The sequence below is a fragment of the Photobacterium aquae genome (assembly GCF_001029445.1).
Classification (GTDB): domain Bacteria; phylum Pseudomonadota; class Gammaproteobacteria; order Enterobacterales; family Vibrionaceae; genus Photobacterium; species Photobacterium aquae.
Map to the genome: position 1 here is coordinate 366,880 of NZ_LDOT01000002.1, position 20,921 is coordinate 387,800.

The following is a 20,921-nucleotide window of genomic DNA, read 5'->3' on the forward strand; positions in this document are numbered from 1 at the left end:
ATCCCCCGAGCAAGCCATCATTTGGGCAGGCATTCCCCCTTCTTTCTTCCATCAAATATCCTTAATAGAGAATAGGTTCCCTTTTAGTATTATTTTTTCGAGGAATGCGCGAAAAGTATTCTAAAATTACTTGAACAGGAGTCATAAAAAGCTTTGCAACACTGTTGCAAACAAAGCATATGGTGTATCTTATAAGACTAAATATCAGTACGGATGGTCAATACCTGACATGAGCATGCCACTTATCATTGGCTTGATCGGCTTACTACTGGTCCTTATCGTTGGTTACAACGTTATTATCCAGTATCGCCAGAAACTAGAAAGTGCCAAACAGCAAGAACTCGCCAAATACATTGCGATTATCGATGCAACCGAAGAGCTTATCGGTAATGCCCACCTTCTACCGTATAGCAAAGAATTGCTAGTTTGCCTCAATAGACGCGTACTGCACTCATTAGAAGGGATGCAGCAGGCAGATCCGCAAGATCGAAACATGCCTGTTCGTATCAGCCAAGTTAGCGAACAAATTCGTCAGCTGCAAGAAAACTATTCCAATGCGGATGCTACCGCATTCAAAGTACCAAGCACTGACCGTCAAGCGATTGGTATGCTGCAGCTGGTAAAACGCCTAAAAGCGGTCATCAAGAGCGAACACAGCCGTGGCCGTATGGCGACTCAGGCCTTTGTCGCTGAAAATGCGCGTCTTGAAAGCATCCAGTTGCGAATTAATATCGAGAACGTCATCAAGCGTGCCAGTGACGCGGCTCAAAAACGTCAGCTTGGTACGTCAAAACAGCTTTTGCAAAAAGGCTTGGATGCCCTTTCAAGCAAAAATGACAATTATGCGAATCAGGCAAGGGAAAAGCTGCAAAAAATGCTCAGTGAAATTGATATCAACCAGAGCAGTCAGCACGAAAAAGAACGCCAGCAAATGCTTGCCAAAGAGCAAGACGAGCTTGACGTGCTATTCCAGCCAAAACGCAAATGGTAATAACAAGAAGGGCCACCCAAGGGTGGCCTTTTTTATTATTGCATTCTTGCTAAAACTGCCGCCTCTTGGGTATAGCCCACTTGCACGGGTATAATGGCGCAACTATTTCAATCATAAAAAGTTAGCCCATGAGTACATCCCAACAGCAGATGATCGATGAGCTGCTTACCCCGGTAAAGCAATTCCTTCACTGTGAAACCCCCGATGCCTGGATTAATCAGGCAAAGCAGCCAGGCAATCTTACTACCCTGCTGGTAGATCACTGCAACTGTGAACTGAAAGCCAGCCAGACGGCGATATTCCTGATCCGCCGCTATGCCATCGACAAAGCCAGCGGCCAAGCACTGCTCGACTGGGCCAAACCGTACGAAGAGTTCGTCTATGGTCAGCATCGCGATACCCGCCATTTCCACGGTAAGAAAAACGGGCTCAGTGCACCGCTCACTCCCCGCAGCGACTTTCCTCACGGCCAACCGCTGATCGACAAAATGGTGCGGCTAATCAAAGAAGAATTCCATCATTTCGAGCAAGTGCTCGAGATCATGGAAAATCGCGGCATCCCATACTCCAACCTCAATGCCGGCCGCTATGCCAAGGGGCTGATGAAAATCGTCCGCACCCACGAACCCGCCACGCTAATCGACAAACTGATCATCGGGGCATACATTGAGGCCCGTTCATGCGAGCGTTTTGCCAAACTCGCCCCTTACCTCGATGACGATCTGCGTAAGTTCTATATTTCGCTGCTACGCTCCGAAGCACGCCACTACCAAGACTACCTGATCCTTGCCGAGCAAATCGCCGGTGGCGATATCAGTGACAGAATCCAGGCCATCGGGGCCCGCGAGGCGGAGCTTATCAATGCCCCCGACGATAACTTCCGTTTCCACAGCGGGGTTCCCTGCGAGACCTTGGCAATCGCCTGATCCGCTACAGAATACTTACGGCAATAAAAAACCGCCTTTCGGCGGTTTTTTATTATTCTTCTTCCGACTTGCTCGCTTTTGGCTTCTTGCGCTTGTCGGTGATTTCCCACTTGCCGTCAATGTGCAAGCCAGTCCAACCCGATGGCTTGCCATCAATTTCAGAGCGAACGTAGTTTTCTTTAGTCTTACGGCTAAAGCGAACCACTGTCGGACGGCCATCCGGATCGTGGGTCGGAGCTTCCGTTAGATACAGGAACTTAGGCGACAGACGATCTTTGAAACGGACCAGTTCTTCCACCAACGGAGCACGGGTTTCCCGTGACTTAGGGAAGGTACTCGCGGCCATAAACAGACCAGATGCGCCATCACGCAGCACAAAGTAGGCATCCGAATCCTGGGTGCATGGCAGCTCAGGAAAATGTACCGGATCTTCTTTTGGCGGTGCGATTTCACCGTTCTTAAGGATCTTACGGGTGTTCTTACATGACTCGCTGGTACAACCCATGTACTTGCCGAAACGGCCGTTCTTCAGTTCCATATCGGAACCACATTTGTCACACTCAATCACCGGACCATCATAGCCCTTGAGCATGAACTCGCCTTTCTCGACAATGTAGCCGTCACAACCTGGGTTGTTACCGCACACATGCAGCTTACGCTCAGCATCGATCAAGTAGGCATCCATCGCCGTACTACATTTCGGACAACGCTTCTTGGCACGCAGTGCAGCCGTTTCAACGTCTTCTTCCAGTACGTTGACAATACCGTCCTCGTCACCGAGGTTGATTGTCGTCTTACAACGCTCTTTCGGCGGCAGGGCATAACCCGAACAACCCAAGAACACACCGGTCGATGCGGTACGGATCCCCATTGGGCGGCCACACGTCGGACACTCGATGTCTGTCAGCACGATATTGTTCGGCTTCATCCCGCCTTCGCTTTCATCCAGCTCTGCCTTTTCCAGCTCGCCAGTGAAATCGCTGAAGAAATTGTCGAGTACCGCTTTCCAGTTCGCTTCGCCTTCGGCAATTTTATCGAGATTGCCTTCCATGCGGGCGGTGAAATCGTAGTCCATCAGATCCGCAAAACTTTCGTCCAGACGATCGGTGACAATCTCACCCATCTTCTCAGCGTAGAAACGGCGTTGATCAACACGTACGTAGCCGCGATCCTGAATGGTCGAGATGATTGACGCGTAGGTCGACGGACGGCCAATACCGCGCTTTTCAAGTTCTTTAACCAATGCAGCTTCGGTAAAACGAGCTGGTGGCTTGGTGAAATGCTGCTTCGGATCCAGCGCTTCTAGCGTCAGGGTATCACCCACCTGCACCATTGGCAGGGTGGTATCTTCGTTCTTTCCAGTCGGGCGCTGGACATGAGTCCAACCGTCAAAGCGCAGGGTTCGGCCCTTGGCTTTCAGGGTAAACTCACCCGCCGTCACGGTAATCGTGCTCGAGTCATATTTTGCCGGAACCATCTGGCAAGAAACGAACTGGCGCCAAATCAAGTCATACAGCTTGATCGCATCCTGATCCATGCCTTCAAGATTTTCTGCACGCACCAACACATCCGACGGACGGATCGCTTCGTGGGCTTCCTGGGCATTTTGCTTGCTGCCGTAAGTATTCGGGCTTGCTGGCAAGTACTGCTCACCGTACTCGCTGCCAATATATTCACGCGCCGCTTCAACCGCTTCTTTCGACAGGTTAGTCGAGTCTGTACGCATATAGGTAATATAACCCGCCTCGTACAAACGCTGGGCCAAGCCCATTGTGCGCTTAACGCCGTAGCCCAAACGGGTACTCGCAGCTTGCTGCAAGGTCGACGTAATATACGGCGCTGATGGCTTACTGGTCGTCGGGCGGTCTTCACGCTCGGCCACAGTGTAAACCGCACTGTCAAGCAGCGACTTGGCTGCCATAGTCTGGCTTTCATTGACCGGACGGAATGCCTTGCCAGCCTGCTGGGCAACCATCAGACGCAATGCGTCTTTGCCGCCCGTCAGTGTATCGGCATGGATATCCCAGTACTCTTCCGGATCAAACGCCTTGATTTCACGTTCGCGGCCAACGATTAGCTTCACCGCGACAGACTGTACGCGTCCAGCAGATAGGCCTCGTGCCACTTTTTTCCACAGCAGCGGCGACACCATGAAGCCAACCACGCGGTCAAGGAAGCGGCGCGCCTGCTGCGCATTGACACCGTCAATATTCAACTCACCCGGCTGCTCAAAGGCCTGCTGGATGGCATTTTTGGTAATCTCGTTGAAAACCACTCGTTTGTAGCGCTCATCATCGCCGCCGATGATCTCACGAAGGTGCCACGCAATGGCCTCTCCTTCGCGGTCCAAATCGGTCGCGAGATAAACAAAGTCAGCGTCTTCGGCCAGCTTTTGCAGTTCGTTGACTACCTTCTCTTTGCCCGGTAGTACTTCGTAATGGGCTTCCCAATTGTTGTAGGGATCCACACCCATCTTGTTGATCAGCGCTTTTTTTTCTTTTTCTTTCTTAATGCGCGCTTTTTCTTCTGCATCCAAGCCTTTCGTGGTCGTCGCAGCCGCCTTCTTACCGGTGCTGCGGGCGCCCGTCGGCAGGTCACGGACATGACCTACGCTTGACTTTACGATGAAGTCCTTGCCCAAGTACTTATTAATCGTCTTGGCCTTGGCTGGGGACTCCACAATAACGAGAGATTTGCCCATAATCGTTCTTTTACGTCCTCGTGCTCAAACTTAAAAATAAACAAATAGTTGCACGTTCAAATAACCCACTGAAAGCACGGCAACGGCAATACGCCAAACTGATTACGTAACTTTTCACGCCTCCTGAAAACCGCCATTTATGCTGGTTAGGCAGGTAACGAGTTACGTAATGCGTTTAGTATTTACATATTGGGCTACATTCTTAGAAGGTCAACTGCTTTTTGCCAAATCGCAGCCGTTTGCTTGTCCCTTCCCCACATGTTAATGAAACGTTGCAGCAAATACATTATCAATGACAAGAACTTGCTCAGTGCCTCGTTTCGCCCCTGTAACGGGCGGTAATGATTACCACCTAGGCTGAAAATTTACTATCAAAAACAACGATTTTTTGTCGTCGCTCACAGAATTTCATCGATTAGGGCAGCAACCAGACAGTACGCCGACCAATAACCACTCACTTGATTTTTCTTACCTGTCTTCAATACACTAATGACAACCGGCTGGTATCCACCAGTCCCGAGACTATGCAAAGAGACTGACCATGAGCGACAAAACAAGCATTTCAACGTCCGATCTTCTAATGATTGCCAACCAAATCATCCAAGATCATGACAGCTATATCGATGGCATGCGCGCGACTGCAGTGGAAGAGCGTGACGAAGTACTGATCTTCAAGGGTGAAAACTACTTCCTTGATGACAAAGGCTTACCGACAGAAAAAACCACACTGGTTTTTAATATGTTCAAGTTTCTTGCCCATAAACTTTCACCGGAGTTTACTCTGGCCAACTAACAAAATAATAGCCCCGCATCGCGGGGCTATTTATGCTATCCGGTAGTGAACTCAAATATCAATAGTCATCGTGTCTTTATTGCTCTCCTGACCATCCTGAGGGGGCAACGGTGGCTCTCCCCGCCCCTTCGGATCCGGGCCATATGCATTATCGCCCTTGGTTCCATCAAGGCAGCCCAGTTCAATAATGACAAACACCGGCCCCACCAGTGGCGCAAATGTCAGAATCAGCCACCATGCACTCTTGCCACGGTCGTGCAAACGCTTGGCGTTAAGCGCCATTGACGCCCACATCGCAAAGCCCGTAATTAACAACGACAGAATCGACTGCAGATCATTTTCCGCAGCCATATCCATTGGTGAATAGATAATAACGGGCATCATTACCAAAAGCACAGGAAGACTATAAAGCCAGTAGTCACGGCGACGCATACGCCCTTGGAAGGAAAACAACGCCCACATCTGGTTCATACGCTACCCGCCTTAAACAATCGGACGCTGGCCACGGCTAATCCACTTCAACAGTAGATTATCAGCAGCATCACCGGTTGCCCCAGCTAGCTTTTCAGCCAGTTTCTTACGCTGGACATAGCGAACCTGCAACACCTCACGATCTTTGCATGCATGGCTAATAAAATCATCACTGGTGCCGATCTCATCAACCAATCCTAAACCTAGAGCCTGCTTGCCAAACCAGTGCTCGCCCGTAGCCACTTTTTCAAGATCCAGCTCAGGACGGTGCTCTGCAATAAAGTCTTTGAACAAACCGTGGGTCTCTTCAATTTCAGACTGGAATTTCTCACGTGCCTTGTCGGTATTCTCACCAAACATGGTCAGGGTACGCTTGAACTCACCAGCAGTAATCTGCTCAAACTCAATATCGTTCTTTTTCAGAAGTTTATTGAAGTTTGGTAGCTGAGCAATCACCCCGATAGAACCAACAACCGCGAACGGCGCAGAGATGATCTTATCAGCCACGCACGCCATCATATAACCGCCACTGGCCGCGACTTTATCCACTGAAATGGTCAACGTAATACCGGCCGCTTTGAGGCGGTCAAGCTGCGATGAAGCCAAGCCGTAGCCATGCACCATGCCGCCGCCCGTCTCAAGACGCAGCAACACCTCATCGCCTTCAATCGCGACAGCCAAAATAGCCGTCACTTCCTCGCGCAGCGAAGCCACTTCTTTGGCATCGATACTGCCATGAAAATCAAGAACAAAGAGACGAGGCTCACGGGAATGGCTCAAATCCCCTTCCTTCGCCGCTTTCTTTACTTCATTCTGGCGTGCCTTGTGTTTCTCTTTTTCAGCCTTTTTCTCAGCCTTGTCACGCGCTTTGAGCAATGGCTTGTCAAACAAGTGGGATTCCAGCTGCTCGACCGTCTCCTTGTACTGCTCGGTCAAGTCTGTGACTTCCAACTCCCCTTTGGCGCCGTGGTGGCCTTTAAGTCCCTTAACGATAACAAGAATACTGATAATCGCGATCACCACCGTGGCAATCTTGGCTAGAAACAGCCCGTAATCAAACAAAAAATCCAATGTCGAGTCCTCATTCTCTTGTTTGAATTCATTGTAACCACGTTGTCATCGATTCGGCTACGCCAATATTCATCACCGACGGCAAAGGGCGAGCAACTGCTCAAAACAGCGGCTATTCCCGATTGTCGAGGAGCGATCATGTCATCGCCAATTTGACAGTGTTACACTACGCCAATGATAACAACGAAAAGGAAGTATTGAGTGGATTATCAAGTGGATGAGAATACACTGAAGGATAACGTTATTCTGGTAACCGGGGCCGGTGACGGTATCGGACGCCAGGCAGCTATTAGCTATGCCGCTCACGGTGCTACCGTGGTCCTGCTCGGCCGCACCGTTGCCAAGCTCGAAGCGGTCTATGACGAAATCGAAAACCTTGGCTATCCGCAGCCAGCCATCATCCCCATGGATATGATGGGCGCAACCAGACAAAACTACCTCGACATGGTCGATACCATTGAAGGACAGTTCGGCCGCCTTGACGGCGTGCTGCACAATGCCGGTTTATTGGGCGTACTCAGCCCCTTCGAGCAACTCGGCGAAGAGGTCTTCGATGATGTCATGCAGGTCAACGTCAAGGCCCAATTCCTGCTGACACAAGCTGTTCTGCCACTGATCAAACAATCGCCACACGGCCGTATCATCTTCACCTCATCGACAGTCGGCCACGAAGGCAGGGCTTTCTGGGGAACCTACTCAATATCAAAGTTCGCCACTGAAGGGATGATGCAGGTACTGGCCGACGAACTCAACAACACTCAGGTTAGGGTCAATGCTATCAACCCCGGCGGCACCCGCACGGCAATGCGCGCCCAGGCCTTCCCCGCTGAAGATGCCCGCCTGCTGAAAACACCCGCCGAGATTATGCCGCTGTATGTTTATCTGATGAGCAAAGAGAGCGATAGCGTCCACGGCCAATGTATTGACGCTCAACCCAAGAGAAAACCCGGGGCTGCCAGCTAAAACACCAACAATGAAAAAGCCAGGCTCAAGAGCCTGGCTTTTAAAATGTCCGATTTAACGAAAGGCAGTATTATTTGCGCACGCGCGGCTTTGCCGGTTTCGTCTTCAAAGGATTGCGACGGTTAGCCGCATTGCCAGAAGGCTTACGACGAGAACCATTCGATTCAGAACCGAACTGCTCTTGGCTGTTGCGGTTAGCACCGCGACGCTTGTCCTGACGGCGAGAACCGCTGTTCTCCTGTACAGGCATCTCTTGGCCATTGCGGTTTGAACCACGGCGCTTGTCTTGACGGCGGTTGCCACGAGTATCATCGCTCAGGCGCTCTTCATGGCGGCGTACCGCACGACGGATCTGACGAACACCACGCTTACGCTTCTGGCCTTCAACCGTCAGTGCTGTTTCGGTTTCAGCAGGAAGTTCTACTTTCTCGCGAAGGTAGTTAACTTCTTTTAGCTCCAGCTCCATCCAACCGCCGCGAGGCAGATCTTTGGTCAGGAAGATATCACCGTAACGTACACGCTTAAGACGGCTTACCGTCACACCCTGCGAGTCCCACAGACGACGAACCTCACGGTTACGACCTTCTGTGATCACCACGTAGAACGTGTGGTTCATGCCTTCGCCACCAGCGTAGACAACGTCTTCGAAGCGAGCCATACCGTCTTCAAGCTCAACACCACGAACTAGGTTGCGAACCATATCTTCGCTCACTTCGCCGAATACACGTACCATGTATTCACGCTCGATACTGCGGCTCGGGTGCATCAGGCGGTTAGCCAGTTCACCATCTGTTGTGAACAGCAGCAAACCTGCAGTGTTCGCATCAAGACGGCCAACAGATACCCAGCGGCCATCTTTCAGGCGAGGCAGGCGATCAAAAACGGTACGACGACCTTCTGGATCATGGCGAGTACATAGCTCACCTTCCGGTTTGTTATAAGCCAGTACTCGACAAATTTCGTCCGACGATGACACCAGTTGGATTTTATGACCGTCAATACGTACGTTAACGCTCAAATCTTCCAGGCGATCACCCAGTTTAGCCACGATACCATCAACACTGACGCGCCCGTTCTGGATCATCAGTTCGATTTCGCGGCGAGAACCCTGGCCAGAACGCGCCAGTACTTTCTGTAATTTTTCACTCATTAGACAAACCTTTGTCGCCTTCACAGGCGTCGAAATATCATCACGCTTCGACCTATTCAAAGCGACGGCGAATTATGCCAAAAGCTTAACCCACTTACCACCTAAAACGCAGTTTGGTAGTAAGGAATTGTTACCGTTTCTAGCTCGACCCAGCGCGCCGTGAACGCCCGCCAGTGATAATATTTACGCACCCAGTGTGAATAAGGCGCTATATTGGCTAGGATTCAAACGGAGATGGATCACCCGCTCCAACGCGAGCAATCTCAATCTCGTCATTGCTAAAATCAACCACCGTCGTAGGCTGCTCGCCAAGGTAGCCACCACTGATAATCAAGTCGACTGCATGCTCAATCTTATCGCGGATCTCCTCAGGATCAGACTCGGTCACTTCGTTACCCGGCAAGATCAAAGACGTTGACATCATCGGCTCGCCCAATGCTTCCAGCAGAGCCAAGGCAATAGCATTGTCCGGAACCCGGATACCAATCGTCTTGCGCTTCGGATTCATCAAACGACGCGGCACTTCCTTGGTACCCTTGAAGATAAAAGTATAGGCACCCGGTGTGTTGTTGCGTAGCAGGCGGAACGCACTGTTATCCACCCTGGCGTAGAGCGAAAGCTCGGAAAGATCACGACACAGCAAGGTAAAATTATGCTTGTCGTTAAGGCGGCGGATCTGGCAAATGCGCTCCAATGCCGATTTATTTTCCAACTGGCAGCCCAACGCATATCCCGAATCCGTCGGGTACACGATCACACCACCATTACGGATAATCGCCACAGCCTGATTAATCAGACGGGTTTGTGGTGTTTCCGGATGAACATAAAAAAACTGACTCATTCTTCCTCCACGGGAAGGCCCTCACTCAGGACGCTTCACCTTCTTCACGTAGCTTCTCAACACCCCAGTCATGCCAGACCTCAGTCACGCCCTTCGGTAACCATAAGTTACGTCCAAGATCGGTCCATGGAGAGACATAGTGAAAATCAGAGCCCTGCGAAGCCATCAGATTATAATCAATTGCATAATCCCCCAGCACGCGTCTATCTTGCGGAGCCTGCTGCGGTTGAGCCACCTCCATTGCATCGCCACCAGCGTCGACGAATGCAGCGAGCAGCCGCTTGATCCATTTGGCCGTCATATTGTAACTACCCGGATGCGCCAGTACGGCAATGCCTCCGGCTTGATGAATAGCCGTCACAGCTTCAGCCATCGAACACCAATTAGGCGGGACATAACCCGGGTTATTGCGGGTCATATACTTCTTGAAGACGGCCTGCATATTCTTGGCATACCCTTGCTCGACAATCCACTGGGCAAAATGAGCTCGAGTCAGGGTTGCGCCATCGGCAATAGCCTTTGCACCGGCCAGCGCCCCCGGCATCCGGTTTTTCTCTAGCCGCTCACCAATCAGCTCGGCCCGGGCCTCTCGCCGCGCGGCCTGCTGCTCGATAATCTGCACCATTGCCGGATGCTCAGAATCAATCTGCAAGCCAACAATGTGAATATCAAAGTTTTGCCAAAGTGTCGATATTTCAATGCCTTTGACCAGTGTTATTGGCAAATTCTGTGCTGCAATCGTCATCTCGGCCTCTGCCAACCCGGCCACGGTATCGTGGTCCGTAATCGCAAGCACATCCACCCGGCGTTCTACCGCCCTCATCACTAGCTCTTGTGGCGACAACCGACCATCAGACGCAGTCGTATGACTATGTAAATCAAATAACATAAATTTTATTCTTGACTTCAATTCAATGAACTAGTTTACTAGTACGCAGTTACCCCGAACTAGGTTACAGGACATTTACATGTTACAGCAATTTAATCATCAGCTCTGCGCTTTCTTCTCTTGGTGGTGGCACTTCCCTCTGCGGGTGGTGTGAGTCGCTGTGCCTAGAGCCAGATAACACAAGCCCGCCCGAGAGCGGGTTTTTTTATATCTATAGCTAAACTAAACGAAGCCGAATATGCAGCCCCGGCCCCAAATACGCTGGGTAAGTAAAGGAATAAAAAGATGATTATTGTACTAAAACCCAATGCCACCGAAGCCCAAGCACAAGAAATACTGACCCGCATCGAAACAGCCGGACTCAAGCCTCTGTATATGCCGGGAGTTGAGCGTATTGTTCTCGGCGCGCTGGGCGACGAACGTATCTTGCAGCAGCTCCATTTCGATTCTTACCCATGCGTTGAGACCGTCAAGCCAATCCTAACCAAGTACAAGATGGTCAGCCGCGAAGTACAAGCCCACGATACCGTCGTCCGCTTCGGCAATGCCTCGGTAGGCGGCGACAAATTTGCCGTTATTGCAGGACCTTGCTCAGTAGAGTCTGAAGACCAGTTGATGGCTGTCGCCGAAGTGGTCAAACAGTATGGTGCCGTCGCCCTACGCGGCGGGGCCTACAAACCCCGCACCAGCCCTTATGATTTTCAAGGAATGGGCATTGACGGCCTGAAGCTACTCAAACAGGCCAACGAACAACTAGGGCTGCCTACCGTTTCGGAAGTGATGGAAGTAAGCCAGATGGAGGCTATGTGCCAGTATATCGACTGCCTCCAAATCGGCGCGCGCAACATGCAAAACTATGCCCTGCTCAAAGCCGTCGGTGAAAGCCAAAAACCGGTCTTGCTCAAACGCGGACTTTCCGCCACTATCGAGGAGTTGCTGCTGGCGGCGGAATACATCTACGATGCCGGTAATCCGAACATCATCCTGTGCGAGCGGGGGATCCGTACCTACGAAACAGCAACACGCAATACGTTGGACCTCAATGCCGTCGCCTACCTGAAACAACGAACCCACCTGCCGGTGGTGGTAGACCCAAGCCACGGTACCGGTGTTCGCGAACTGGTGATCCCACTATCGCGGGCAGCCGCAGCCGTTGGCGCTGACGGTATCATCGTCGAATCGCACCTTAACCCGTGCGAGGCATTGTCTGACGGACATCAGGCACTGACGGGTCCAATGTTCGAACAGCTCATGCAAGAGCTGAAACCTTTTGTAGAAGCGGCAGGGAGAACGCTGTGAATACGAACCCGCTAGGCGTCGGTGAGCTGGAGTTGCTCAGCCTGGACGTCCCCTACGTGGCGGATCCCACCGAGCTCTATTACTCGGTGTGTGACGGCCGCCCCCATAACCTGCTGTTGGAATCGGCAGAAATCGACTCCAAGCAGGATCTGAAAAGCCTAATGCTGATTGATGCCGCCGTGCGCATCGTCTGCCGGGGCAAGGAAGTCAGGCTTGAAGCCCTGACCGACAACGGCCTCAATGTACTGCAAACCCTGTCCGGCAAACTTCCGGCAGATATCCAGAGCCAGCGTGAACCCCGCACACTGGTGCTGACCTTTGCCGAGTCCGGTCGGGCTCTGGACGAAGACAGCCGCCTACGCCAAACGTCCAGTTTTGATGCCTTGCGTTTGATCCAGCAGGCTTTTGATATCGCGGGCCATCCGCGCGAGGCCCTGTTTCTGGGCGGCCTGTTTGCCTATGACGTCGTCGATAGTTTCGAGCCGCTCCCGGCAGTCAAGCAGGACAACCGCTGCCCAGACTACCTGTTCTATATTGCCGAAACTCTGTTGGTTATCGACCACCAGCGCCGCAAAGGCAAATTGCAGGCAACCCTGTTCGGAGGGGACACCTATACCGCGAGCTACTTCGAACTGAGCCGCCGCCTGCAGCATATAAAAGAAGCTTGCCTAGTGCCGACACCACTGCCGGCCGCACCGATACTCGATGATGTCACTCCGACCGTTACCGTCAGTGACGAGGCATTCTGCCAACAAGTGCAAGACCTCAAGCAACACGTTATCAATGGGGATGTCTTTCAGGTTGTTCCATCACGCCAGTTTATCCTGCCGTGCCCATCCCCACTCAACGCCTACAAAGAACTGAAAATCGGCAATCCCAGTCCTTACATGTTCTACCTGCAAGACGTGGATTTCACCCTATTCGGCGCCTCACCGGAAAGCGCCCTCAAATATTGTACCGAAAGCAACCAGATCGAGATCTACCCGATAGCTGGCACCCGCCATCGGGGCAAAAACCCGGACGGGACGATAAACCTGGATCTAGACGGGCGTATCGAACTCGAACTGCGCAGTGATATGAAAGAAAATGCTGAACACATGATGCTGGTGGATCTTGCCCGCAATGACGTGGCGCGCATCAGCGAGGCAGGAAGCCGCTACGTTGCCGACCTCCTCAAAGTCGACCGCTACAGCCATGTGATGCATTTGGTTTCTCGCGTGGTTGGCCAGCTACGCAATGATCTCGATGCCCTCCATGCCTATCAGGCCTGCATGAACATGGGGACGTTGACCGGCGCGCCGAAAATCCGCGCCATGCAACTGATCCGAGAGGTCGAACAACGCCGTCGAGGTAGCTATGGCGGTGCCGTCGGCTACCTGACCGGCCAAGGCGACATGGATACCTGTATCGTGATCCGCTCGGCCTATGTCGAAGATGGTACGGCCAGCGTGCAGGCTGGAGCTGGGGTGGTCTACGACTCACAGCCACAGGCCGAAGCCGATGAGACACGCGGCAAGGCACAAGCCGTCATCACCGCCATCTGCAAGGCACACAGCGCCCCGGCCAAATTACGAGGAGCCGCATCATGAACCAGCCTCATATTGTTCTGATCGACAATTTCGACTCCTTTACCTACAACTTGGTAGACCAGTTCCGCTCACTGGGCTGTCTTGTCACTGTCTACCGCAACAGCCTTGATGCTGCCGATATCGAACAGGCCATTGCCGAGAAAAACAATCCGGTACTGGTACTCTCGCCGGGCCCCGGCGCCCCGGCAGATGCGGGCTGCATGCCCGAGCTTATCCTGAGGTTACGCGGAAAAGTGCCGATGATCGGCATTTGTCTCGGCCATCAAGCTATTGTCGAGGCCTACGGCGGCAGAGTTGCCGGAGCCGGTCAAATCGTCCACGGCAAGCCAGCCATGATGGCCCATGGCAGCCATGCCGTCTTCGACAGCCTTCCCAACCCATTGACGGTTGCCCGCTACCACTCGCTGGTGGCGACCTCAGTACCAGACAATCTGGCCGTGATCGCCGAAGTCGACGACCTTGTTATGGCTGTAGCCAACGAACAAGACCGGGTTTGCGGATTCCAGTTCCATCCCGAATCAATTCTGACGACCCAAGGTGCCCAGCTACTGACCAACACATTGGATTGGGTCACAACCAAACCGCGGGCTGACGAACAGAGAAACAATCAAATTTAAGGGAGAATCTAGGATGGATACGACCATTTATACCATTGCCGACAAGCTGTATGACCAACAAGCACTGAGCGAGCGGGAAAGCCAAATTCTGTTCGATGCCATTATCAAAGGCGACATCGAACCTATCCTGCTATCAGCACTGCTAACCGCCCTTAAAATCAAAGGCGAAAGCCCGGCCGAAATAGCAGGGGCAGCCAAGGCGCTGCTGGCCAATGCCAATCCGTTTCCTCGCCCGGAGTACGACTTTGCCGATATCGTCGGAACTGGCGGTGACGGCCATGACACCATCAATATTTCCACCACTGCGGCCTTCGTGGCGGCAGCCTGCGGGGTCAAAGTCGCCAAACACGGTAACCGCGGTGTTTCGAGCAAATCAGGCTCTTCAGATCTGCTCGACAAGTTCGGGATCAATCTGGCCATGACACCGGAAACCGCTCGGGCAGCCCTTGACGAGCTAGGAGTCTGTTTTCTGTTTGCGCCGGAATACCACGGCGGCGTTCGCCATGCGATGCCAGTACGCCAAACCATGAAAACCCGAACCGTATTCAACCTGCTCGGCCCGCTTATCAACCCGGCCCGACCGAATATCGAACTGATGGGCGTCTATGATGAAGCATTGGTTCGGCCTATTGCCGAAACCATGAAGGCAATGGGCATGAAGCGCGCCGCTGTCGTTCACGGCAGCGGGCTTGACGAAGTGGCAATCCACGGCCCGACCACCGTCGCCGAGATTGTCAACGGCAAGATCAGGGAATACATCCTGACTCCAGCAGATTTCGGGGTGGAGAGCTACCCGCTAGCAGCAATCAAAGGTGGCGAGCCGGAAGAAAACCGAGCCATTATTACTAACATCCTGACCGGCAGTGGCACCCCGGCACAAAACGCGGCAGTTGCTGTCAACGTTGCCCTGCTCCTCCGCCTATTCGGCCAAGAGGATCTAAAAGCCAACACCCAGCAAGCACTTGCCGTCATGGCATCCGGCAAAGCCTTCGACCTGGTCAGAAAACTGGCACAGAGGGATTAATGATGGAAACCGTATTAGCAAAAATTGTGGCTGACAAACGGCTGTGGGTCGAGGCACGCAAAGCCGACCAGCCTTTGGCTTCGTTCAAAGAGGCACTGGTGCCTAGCGATCGCAGTTTCTATGATGCGCTGTCCGGCGAGCATGTAGCGTTTATCCTCGAATGCAAAAAAGCCTCACCATCAAAAGGGCTGATCCGCGATGATTTCAATCTCGATTACATCGCGCAGGTCTACAACAACCATGCCAGCGCAATATCCGTGCTGACCGACGAAAAATATTTTCAAGGCAGTTTTGACTTTCTGCCACGCGTTCGCGGCCAAGTTCGCCAACCGGTACTGTGCAAGGATTTCATGATAGATCCGTATCAGGTCTACCTCGCACGGCACTACCAGGCCGATGCGATCCTGCTGATGCTGTCGGTACTTGACGACGAACAATACCAAACACTCGCCGCTGTAGCCGAGTCGCTCAATCTCGGGATCCTGACCGAAGTCAGCAACGAAAATGAACTCGAAAGGGCCATTGCACTCAAGGCCAAGGTCGTCGGGATAAACAACCGTAACCTGCGCGATCTCAGCATCGATCTCGACCGCACCAAACATCTGGCGCCAAAGCTGCCGGAAGGCACTATCGTGATCTCCGAATCAGGGATCTATACCCACCAGCAGGTGCGTGATCTCGCCGCTTATGCCAACGGCTTTTTGATCGGCAGCTCACTGATGGCCGAAGACAATCTAGAGCAAGCCGTCCGCAAGGTTATCCTTGGCGAAAACAAGGTATGCGGGCTGACCCACGCCGATGATGCCGCGTCGGCCTACCAGCATGGTGCGGTCTACGGCGGATTGATTTTCGTATCCAGCTCACCGCGCCAAATTGATATCGAACAGGCAAGAATGGTAATGAGTGGTGCCCCGCTCAAGTACGTCGGTGTTTTCCGCAATGCCGACCCCGATGCCGTAACCAAAGCCGCCAAAGCACTATCACTGGCCGCCGTCCAGCTCCACGGTGACGAAGATCCGGATTACGTGCGCACCCTCAAGGCACAGCTACCCGCAGATTGCGAGATTTGGAAAGCACACGGCGTAGACAGCCAATCTCCCGAGCTGGCCTTATGGGATGCTGATCGCCACCTGCTAGATAGCCGAGCCGGTAGCCAAAGCGGTGGTACCGGTGTCGCCTTTGACTGGCGACTGATCCCAGACGAACAAAAACAGATCACCATGCTAGCTGGCGGGCTGACCCCAGAAAATGTCTGTGAGGCTGCCAAACTGGGCTGTCGCGGACTGGATCTCAACTCCGGCGTTGAAAGCGCCCCAGGCAAGAAAGACCCGAACAAATTGAAAGCGGCCTTTGCGGCTATCAGGAAATATTAAGGAAATAATGATGAGCAAGATTAACGCCTATTTCGGTGAATTTGGCGGTCAATATGTACCGCAAATTCTGGTTCCGGCCCTCGACCAGCTGGAAGCTGCCTTTGTTGAGGCCCAACAGGATCCAGTATTCCGCGATGAGTTCATGTCCCTCTTGAAAGAATATGCCGGCCGCCCGACAGCCCTGACCTTGTGCCAGAACCTGACCAAGGGCACCAAGACCAAACTCTACCTCAAGCGCGAGGATCTGCTACACGGCGGGGCCCATAAAACCAATCAGGTTCTTGGCCAGGCCCTGCTTGCCAAACGGATGGGCAAAACCGAGATTATAGCCGAAACCGGCGCGGGCCAGCATGGGGTGGCAACCGCTTTGGCCTGTGCCCTACTCGGCCTTAAATGCCGGGTATACATGGGCGCCAAGGACGTTGAGCGCCAAAGTCCCAATGTTTTCCGAATGAAACTGATGGGTGCGACCGTCATCCCCGTTCACTCGGGCTCAGCTACTCTTAAAGATGCCTGCAACGAAGCCATGCGTGACTGGTCTGCCAGCTACGACACTGCCCATTACCTGCTCGGCACAGCCGCTGGCCCTCACCCATTCCCGACTATCGTGCGCGAATTCCAGCATATTATCGGCGAGGAAACCAAAGCCCAGATCCTCGAAAAAGAAGGCCGCCTGCCAGATGCCGTGATTGCCTGCGTCGGCGGCGGATCGAATGCCATCGGTATGTTTGCCGATTTTATTGACGAGAGCGACGTCGGCCTAATCGGGGTAGAGCCCGCAGGCAAAGGGCTGGATACCGACATGCACGGCGCACCGTTGAAACACGGTAAGCTGGGGATCTTCTTCGGCATGAAAGCACCACTGATGCAAGACGAGTATGGACAGGTCGAGGAGTCTTACTCTGTTTCGGCGGGGCTGGATTTCCCCTCTGTTGGTCCTCAGCATGCTCACCTTAATGCCATCGGCCGAGCCGACTACGTGGCCGTCACCGATGACGAGGCTCTCGATGCCTTTCAGGCACTAGCCCGCCATGAAGGGATTATCCCTGCGCTAGAGTCTGCCCATGCTCTGGCCCATGCCCTGAAGATGGTCAATGACAACCCGAACCAAGAACAGTTGCTGGTGGTTAACCTTTCCGGCCGCGGCGACAAAGATATTTTCACCGTCCACGATATTCTAGATGCCAAAGGAGTGCTGTAATGGATCGTTACCAAGCCCTATTTGACCGCCTTGCGGCCCGCAACGAAGGGGCATTTGTCCCGTTTGTGACTATCGGCGATCCCACCCCGGCACAGTCGCTGGATATCATCGACACCCTGATCGCCTCTGGTGCCGATGCGCTGGAGCTCGGCATCCCATTTTCCGATCCGCTCGCTGACGGGCCGACAATCCAAGGGGCAACCATTCGCGCCCTTGAGGCAGGCACAACACCTACCGTCTGCTTTGAGCTGATAACCACAATCCGGAGCAAGTACCCTGATACCCCGATTGGCCTACTGATGTATGCCAACCTCGTTTTTGCCAATGGCATCGATAACTTCTATGCCCAGTGCGCCAAGGCCGGTGTCGACTCGGTGCTGGTAGCCGATGTCCCCATCAATGAATCCGCCGAATTCAGGGCTTCCGCCGAAAAGTACGGTATTCACCCCATTTTCATCGCCCCGCCTAACGCCACAGAAGCTACCCTCAAAAAGGTATCCGAACTGGGGGGCGGTTACACCTACCTCCTTTCCCGCGCCGGTGTGACCGGGGCCGAAACTAAAGCCGGTATGCCTATCGGCCACCTGCTTGAGAGCCTCAATGCCTTCAATGCACCACCTGCACTTCTTGGTTTTGGTATCTCAGAGCCTGCGCAAGTAAAAGAGGCCATCGACGCTGGCGCCGCGGGGGCAATTTCAGGCTCTGCGGTGGTCAAAGTGATCGAAAACAACCTCGGAGATCACGATGGCACACTGACAGCGATGGCGGCATTTGTCCGTTCAATGAAAGCCGCTACCCTCTCAGAATAAGCCCTCTCCAATATCACACAAAGCCGCCCCCGAGGCGGCTTTGTCGTCTAGTACCAATCACCGTAAGTCCCCCAGAAACAGCGCAGGGATCAATGCATCACAACCCCGCCACCTATACCGCAAGCAAGTTGTTAACAAACACGATAGAGTTATCATTAATGTTGCACATTATGATGAGAATATAAATTTATCCGCACTATTATTGATAAGTGATATGTTTCCATGTAAAACCACAATTGCAAATATCAAGTTAACAAAAATTACACATCCGAAATAAAAGGCTACTAGCCCACCTTGATATTCATGCTGTAACAAAAATCACACATGCAGGACAAACACAACTGAGGAATACAAGGTGTTGAAAGAAAAAGGACTAATGGGCAACATCGGGATCCAGGTGGTCATCGCCATGGTGGCCGGGACACTCGTCGGGGCAATGATGGGGCACTCTGCCAGTATGTTCGCACCGCTAGGCAGCATCTTCATTCACCTGATCAAAATGCTGGTCATCCCTCTGGTTGCTGTAGCCATCATCGCTGGGGCCGCCAGTCTCGGCGGTAGCCAATCAGCAGGCAAGGTTGGCTTAGCCACACTAGGCTTCTTTGGCCTGACATCGGCAGTCGCTGTTGCGCTTGCTCTGTTCATGGGCGAATTATTCCAGCCAGGAAAAGGCGTCGACCTTACCGGTGTTGAGGGCATGTTTTCCAATGTCTACGCAAACAAAGGCGACCTACCCGGTTTCTGGGCAACCGTCCTCGGTATGATCCCCACCAATGTCTTTCAATCCCTCAACGAAGCGAACATTCTCCAGATTTTGGTCTTCTGCCTCTTTTTCGGTATTGCCGTATCAAAACTGGAAAAACAGCGCCGAGAGCCGCTGGTCAACGGAGTCAACGCCATCGTCGATGCAATGGTGTGGATGATTAACGTGGTAATGAAAATCGCGCCACTGGGGGTCTTCGGCCTGATGGCTGATGCCGTCGGCACCTTTGGGTTTGGCGCTTTGATGGTGGTCTTCAAGCTCTTTATCGTCTACATCGTAGCTATTCTGATTTATGGGTTTATCTTCTATCCGGCTTTGATCAAAATATTCAGCAAAACCTCACCGCTCAAGTTTTTATCTGCCATGATAAAGCCGCAAACGGTCGCACTCTCAACCGCCTCTTCAATGGCCACGCTGCCCGTTACGATGGAAACCTGTGAGGAAGAGCTAGGCGTTAAAAATTCCACGGCATCGTTCGTCCTGCCTCTGGGTGCGACCATCAATATGAGTGGCAACGCCATCTACTATGGACTAGTTGCCGTATTCTTTGCCCAGATGTTCACTATTGATCTCGGGATGGGGGCGTATATCGCGATTATTGTCACCTCCACCTTGGGAGCTGTCGGTCAAGCCGGTGTACCGGGTCCTTCATTCTTGGTTGTCGCCGTATTACTGGCAGCGGGTATTCCAATAGAAGGCTTGCCGCTACTGTTTGCCCTCGACCGAATATTCGATATGATCCGCACCGCACTGAATATCACTGGCGATGCTGCCTGTGCGGTGATTGTCGATAATATGACCGACAGCAAGTAAGCAAAGCAATGACCACATCCAGGCAACCGCCCTACTGGGCGGTTCTATAACTGCCCCATCGAGATCATCCCCACCGATAATCCCAATATCGTCATTGCAAACATCGATGCGAATTGAATAACCATGGCGACAAAAGCCAGTACGAAGCCCACCACCGTATTAACCCCGAAAACCAAGGTATAGACTCCCCCTGTCACGAATAAGGAAACCACGAAAGCGAGGAAACCGTCCCCGACAAATGCAAGCAAAACGCCGGAAATGACAGCCGACAGAATAGTCGCCAGCACACAGACCCCAGCACCAGGACTTTCCAAACCCAAAAGCTTGGCCGCCAACTTAATCGTTAGAACGGTAAAAAAAAGTATTCCCAATAAAAAAAGAACGAGAAGTTCCATATCAATACCCATCTTCCATAACAGAAACCCGCCTAAGTAGAGCAAAAAACGTTCAAGAAAACACTTCAGAAACAGCTTATCTTCTAGAATATGGACGCATCTTGCTTATATCGTGCACACCATTGCAACAGTGGTAGCTTATCCATATCTCTTACGCCATCTCGGCAGCCGCCTCCTCCGAGTTGGCATTGTAGAAATTAGGGGTATGATGGCACTACTTTTTCGTGCTAGTGGCTATCACC

Annotated in this window: 19 protein-coding genes and 1 other annotated feature; of the genes, 12 read left to right on the plus strand and 7 right to left on the minus strand. The window is 52.5% G+C overall.

Annotated elements, in window-relative coordinates:
• The first annotated feature begins 229 nt into the window (after window positions 1–229).
• Together ABT56_RS02275 and miaE are read left to right on the plus strand one after the other, a co-directional pair.
• A complete protein-coding gene (locus ABT56_RS02275) occupies window positions 230–991 on the plus strand; it encodes a hypothetical protein (RefSeq protein ID WP_047877210.1) in 762 nt (253 codons plus the stop codon).
• A gap of 128 nt (window positions 992–1,119) precedes the next feature.
• Window positions 1,120–1,917, plus strand: coding sequence for a tRNA isopentenyl-2-thiomethyl-A-37 hydroxylase MiaE (gene miaE / locus ABT56_RS02280; RefSeq protein ID WP_047877211.1), 798 nt, complete (start codon window positions 1,120–1,122; stop codon window positions 1,915–1,917).
• Window positions 1,918–1,969: 52 nt separating this feature from the next.
• Here the strand turns inward: miaE and topA are convergent, their stop codons facing one another.
• Window positions 1,970–4,618 carry a type I DNA topoisomerase gene (topA, locus tag ABT56_RS02285; protein ID WP_047877212.1) on the minus strand — a complete coding sequence of 883 codons (2,649 nt, stop codon included), beginning with the start codon at window positions 4,616–4,618 and terminating at the stop codon, window positions 1,970–1,972.
• 541 nt (window positions 4,619–5,159) lie between these two features.
• On the opposite strand from topA, the gene ABT56_RS02290 reads away from it, so the two are divergent.
• Entirely contained in the window at window positions 5,160–5,411 is a 252-nt protein-coding gene (locus ABT56_RS02290) for a DUF2498 family protein (RefSeq protein WP_047877213.1), read from the plus strand.
• Between the two features lie 51 nt (window positions 5,412–5,462).
• Here ABT56_RS02290 and ABT56_RS02295 read toward each other — a convergent pair whose 3' ends face one another.
• Window positions 5,463–5,882, minus strand: coding sequence for a DUF805 domain-containing protein (locus ABT56_RS02295; protein WP_047877214.1), 420 nt, complete (start codon window positions 5,880–5,882; stop codon window positions 5,463–5,465).
• A 12-nt stretch (window positions 5,883–5,894) separates the two neighbouring features.
• On the minus strand, window positions 5,895–6,953 hold the full coding sequence (sohB, locus tag ABT56_RS02300) for a protease SohB (protein ID WP_047877215.1): 1,059 nt from the start codon (window positions 6,951–6,953) through the stop codon (window positions 5,895–5,897).
• Window positions 6,954–7,154: 201 nt separating this feature from the next.
• Between sohB and ABT56_RS02305 the strand changes: the two genes are divergently transcribed.
• The gene (locus ABT56_RS02305) at window positions 7,155–7,916 is read left to right on the plus strand and encodes a YciK family oxidoreductase (RefSeq protein WP_047877216.1); all 762 of its coding nucleotides are present in this window, start codon (window positions 7,155–7,157) and stop codon (window positions 7,914–7,916) included.
• Window positions 7,917–7,986: 70 nt separating this feature from the next.
• On the opposite strand, the gene rluB is transcribed toward ABT56_RS02305, so the two are convergent.
• The 3 genes from rluB to rnm form a co-directional block, all read right to left on the minus strand.
• On the minus strand, window positions 7,987–9,066 hold the full coding sequence (gene rluB / locus ABT56_RS02310; protein WP_047877217.1) for a 23S rRNA pseudouridine(2605) synthase RluB: 1,080 nt from the start codon (window positions 9,064–9,066) through the stop codon (window positions 7,987–7,989).
• A gap of 217 nt (window positions 9,067–9,283) precedes the next feature.
• Entirely contained in the window at window positions 9,284–9,907 is a 624-nt protein-coding gene (locus tag ABT56_RS02315) for an L-threonylcarbamoyladenylate synthase (protein WP_047877218.1), read from the minus strand.
• 25 nt (window positions 9,908–9,932) lie between these two features.
• Window positions 9,933–10,796, minus strand: a complete 864-nt coding sequence (gene rnm / locus ABT56_RS02320) for an RNase RNM (RefSeq protein ID WP_047877219.1) — start codon at window positions 10,794–10,796, stop codon at window positions 9,933–9,935.
• 115 nt (window positions 10,797–10,911) lie between these two features.
• Window positions 10,912–11,005, plus strand: a sequence feature (Trp leader region).
• A gap of 76 nt (window positions 11,006–11,081) precedes the next feature.
• On the opposite strand from rnm, the gene aroF reads away from it, so the two are divergent.
• The 8 genes from aroF (at window position 11,082) to ABT56_RS02360 (ending at window position 20,284) form a co-directional block, all read left to right on the plus strand.
• The gene (aroF, locus tag ABT56_RS02325; RefSeq protein WP_047877220.1) at window positions 11,082–12,095 is read left to right on the plus strand and encodes a 3-deoxy-7-phosphoheptulonate synthase; all 1,014 of its coding nucleotides are present in this window, start codon (window positions 11,082–11,084) and stop codon (window positions 12,093–12,095) included.
• Entirely contained in the window at window positions 12,092–13,684 is a 1,593-nt protein-coding gene (locus ABT56_RS02330; protein ID WP_047877221.1) for an anthranilate synthase component 1, read from the plus strand. Before aroF ends, ABT56_RS02330 begins: the two co-directional genes overlap by 4 nt.
• On the plus strand, window positions 13,681–14,301 hold the full coding sequence (locus ABT56_RS02335) for an aminodeoxychorismate/anthranilate synthase component II (protein ID WP_047877222.1): 621 nt from the start codon (window positions 13,681–13,683) through the stop codon (window positions 14,299–14,301). Before ABT56_RS02330 ends, ABT56_RS02335 begins: the two co-directional genes overlap by 4 nt.
• Window positions 14,302–14,314: 13 nt before the next feature.
• A complete protein-coding gene (trpD, locus tag ABT56_RS02340; protein ID WP_047877223.1) occupies window positions 14,315–15,325 on the plus strand; it encodes an anthranilate phosphoribosyltransferase in 1,011 nt (336 codons plus the stop codon).
• Window positions 15,326–15,327: 2 nt separating this feature from the next.
• Entirely contained in the window at window positions 15,328–16,698 is a 1,371-nt protein-coding gene (gene trpCF, locus ABT56_RS02345) for a bifunctional indole-3-glycerol-phosphate synthase TrpC/phosphoribosylanthranilate isomerase TrpF (RefSeq protein WP_047877511.1), read from the plus strand.
• Window positions 16,699–16,708: 10 nt separating this feature from the next.
• The gene (trpB, locus tag ABT56_RS02350; RefSeq protein WP_047877224.1) at window positions 16,709–17,899 is read left to right on the plus strand and encodes a tryptophan synthase subunit beta; all 1,191 of its coding nucleotides are present in this window, start codon (window positions 16,709–16,711) and stop codon (window positions 17,897–17,899) included.
• Window positions 17,899–18,708 carry a tryptophan synthase subunit alpha gene (gene trpA / locus ABT56_RS02355; protein WP_047877225.1) on the plus strand — a complete coding sequence of 270 codons (810 nt, stop codon included), beginning with the start codon at window positions 17,899–17,901 and terminating at the stop codon, window positions 18,706–18,708. Before trpB ends, trpA begins: the two co-directional genes overlap by 1 nt.
• Before the next feature lie 376 nt (window positions 18,709–19,084).
• Window positions 19,085–20,284 (plus strand): dicarboxylate/amino acid:cation symporter, encoded by a 1,200-nt coding sequence (locus ABT56_RS02360; protein ID WP_047877226.1) that lies wholly within the window; start codon window positions 19,085–19,087, stop codon window positions 20,282–20,284.
• Window positions 20,285–20,328: 44 nt separating this feature from the next.
• On the opposite strand, the gene ABT56_RS02365 is transcribed toward ABT56_RS02360, so the two are convergent.
• Complete coding sequence (locus ABT56_RS02365) at window positions 20,329–20,679, minus strand: hypothetical protein (protein ID WP_157037766.1); 351 nt, start codon at window positions 20,677–20,679, stop codon at window positions 20,329–20,331.
• Window positions 20,680–20,921: the final 242 nt, after the last annotated feature.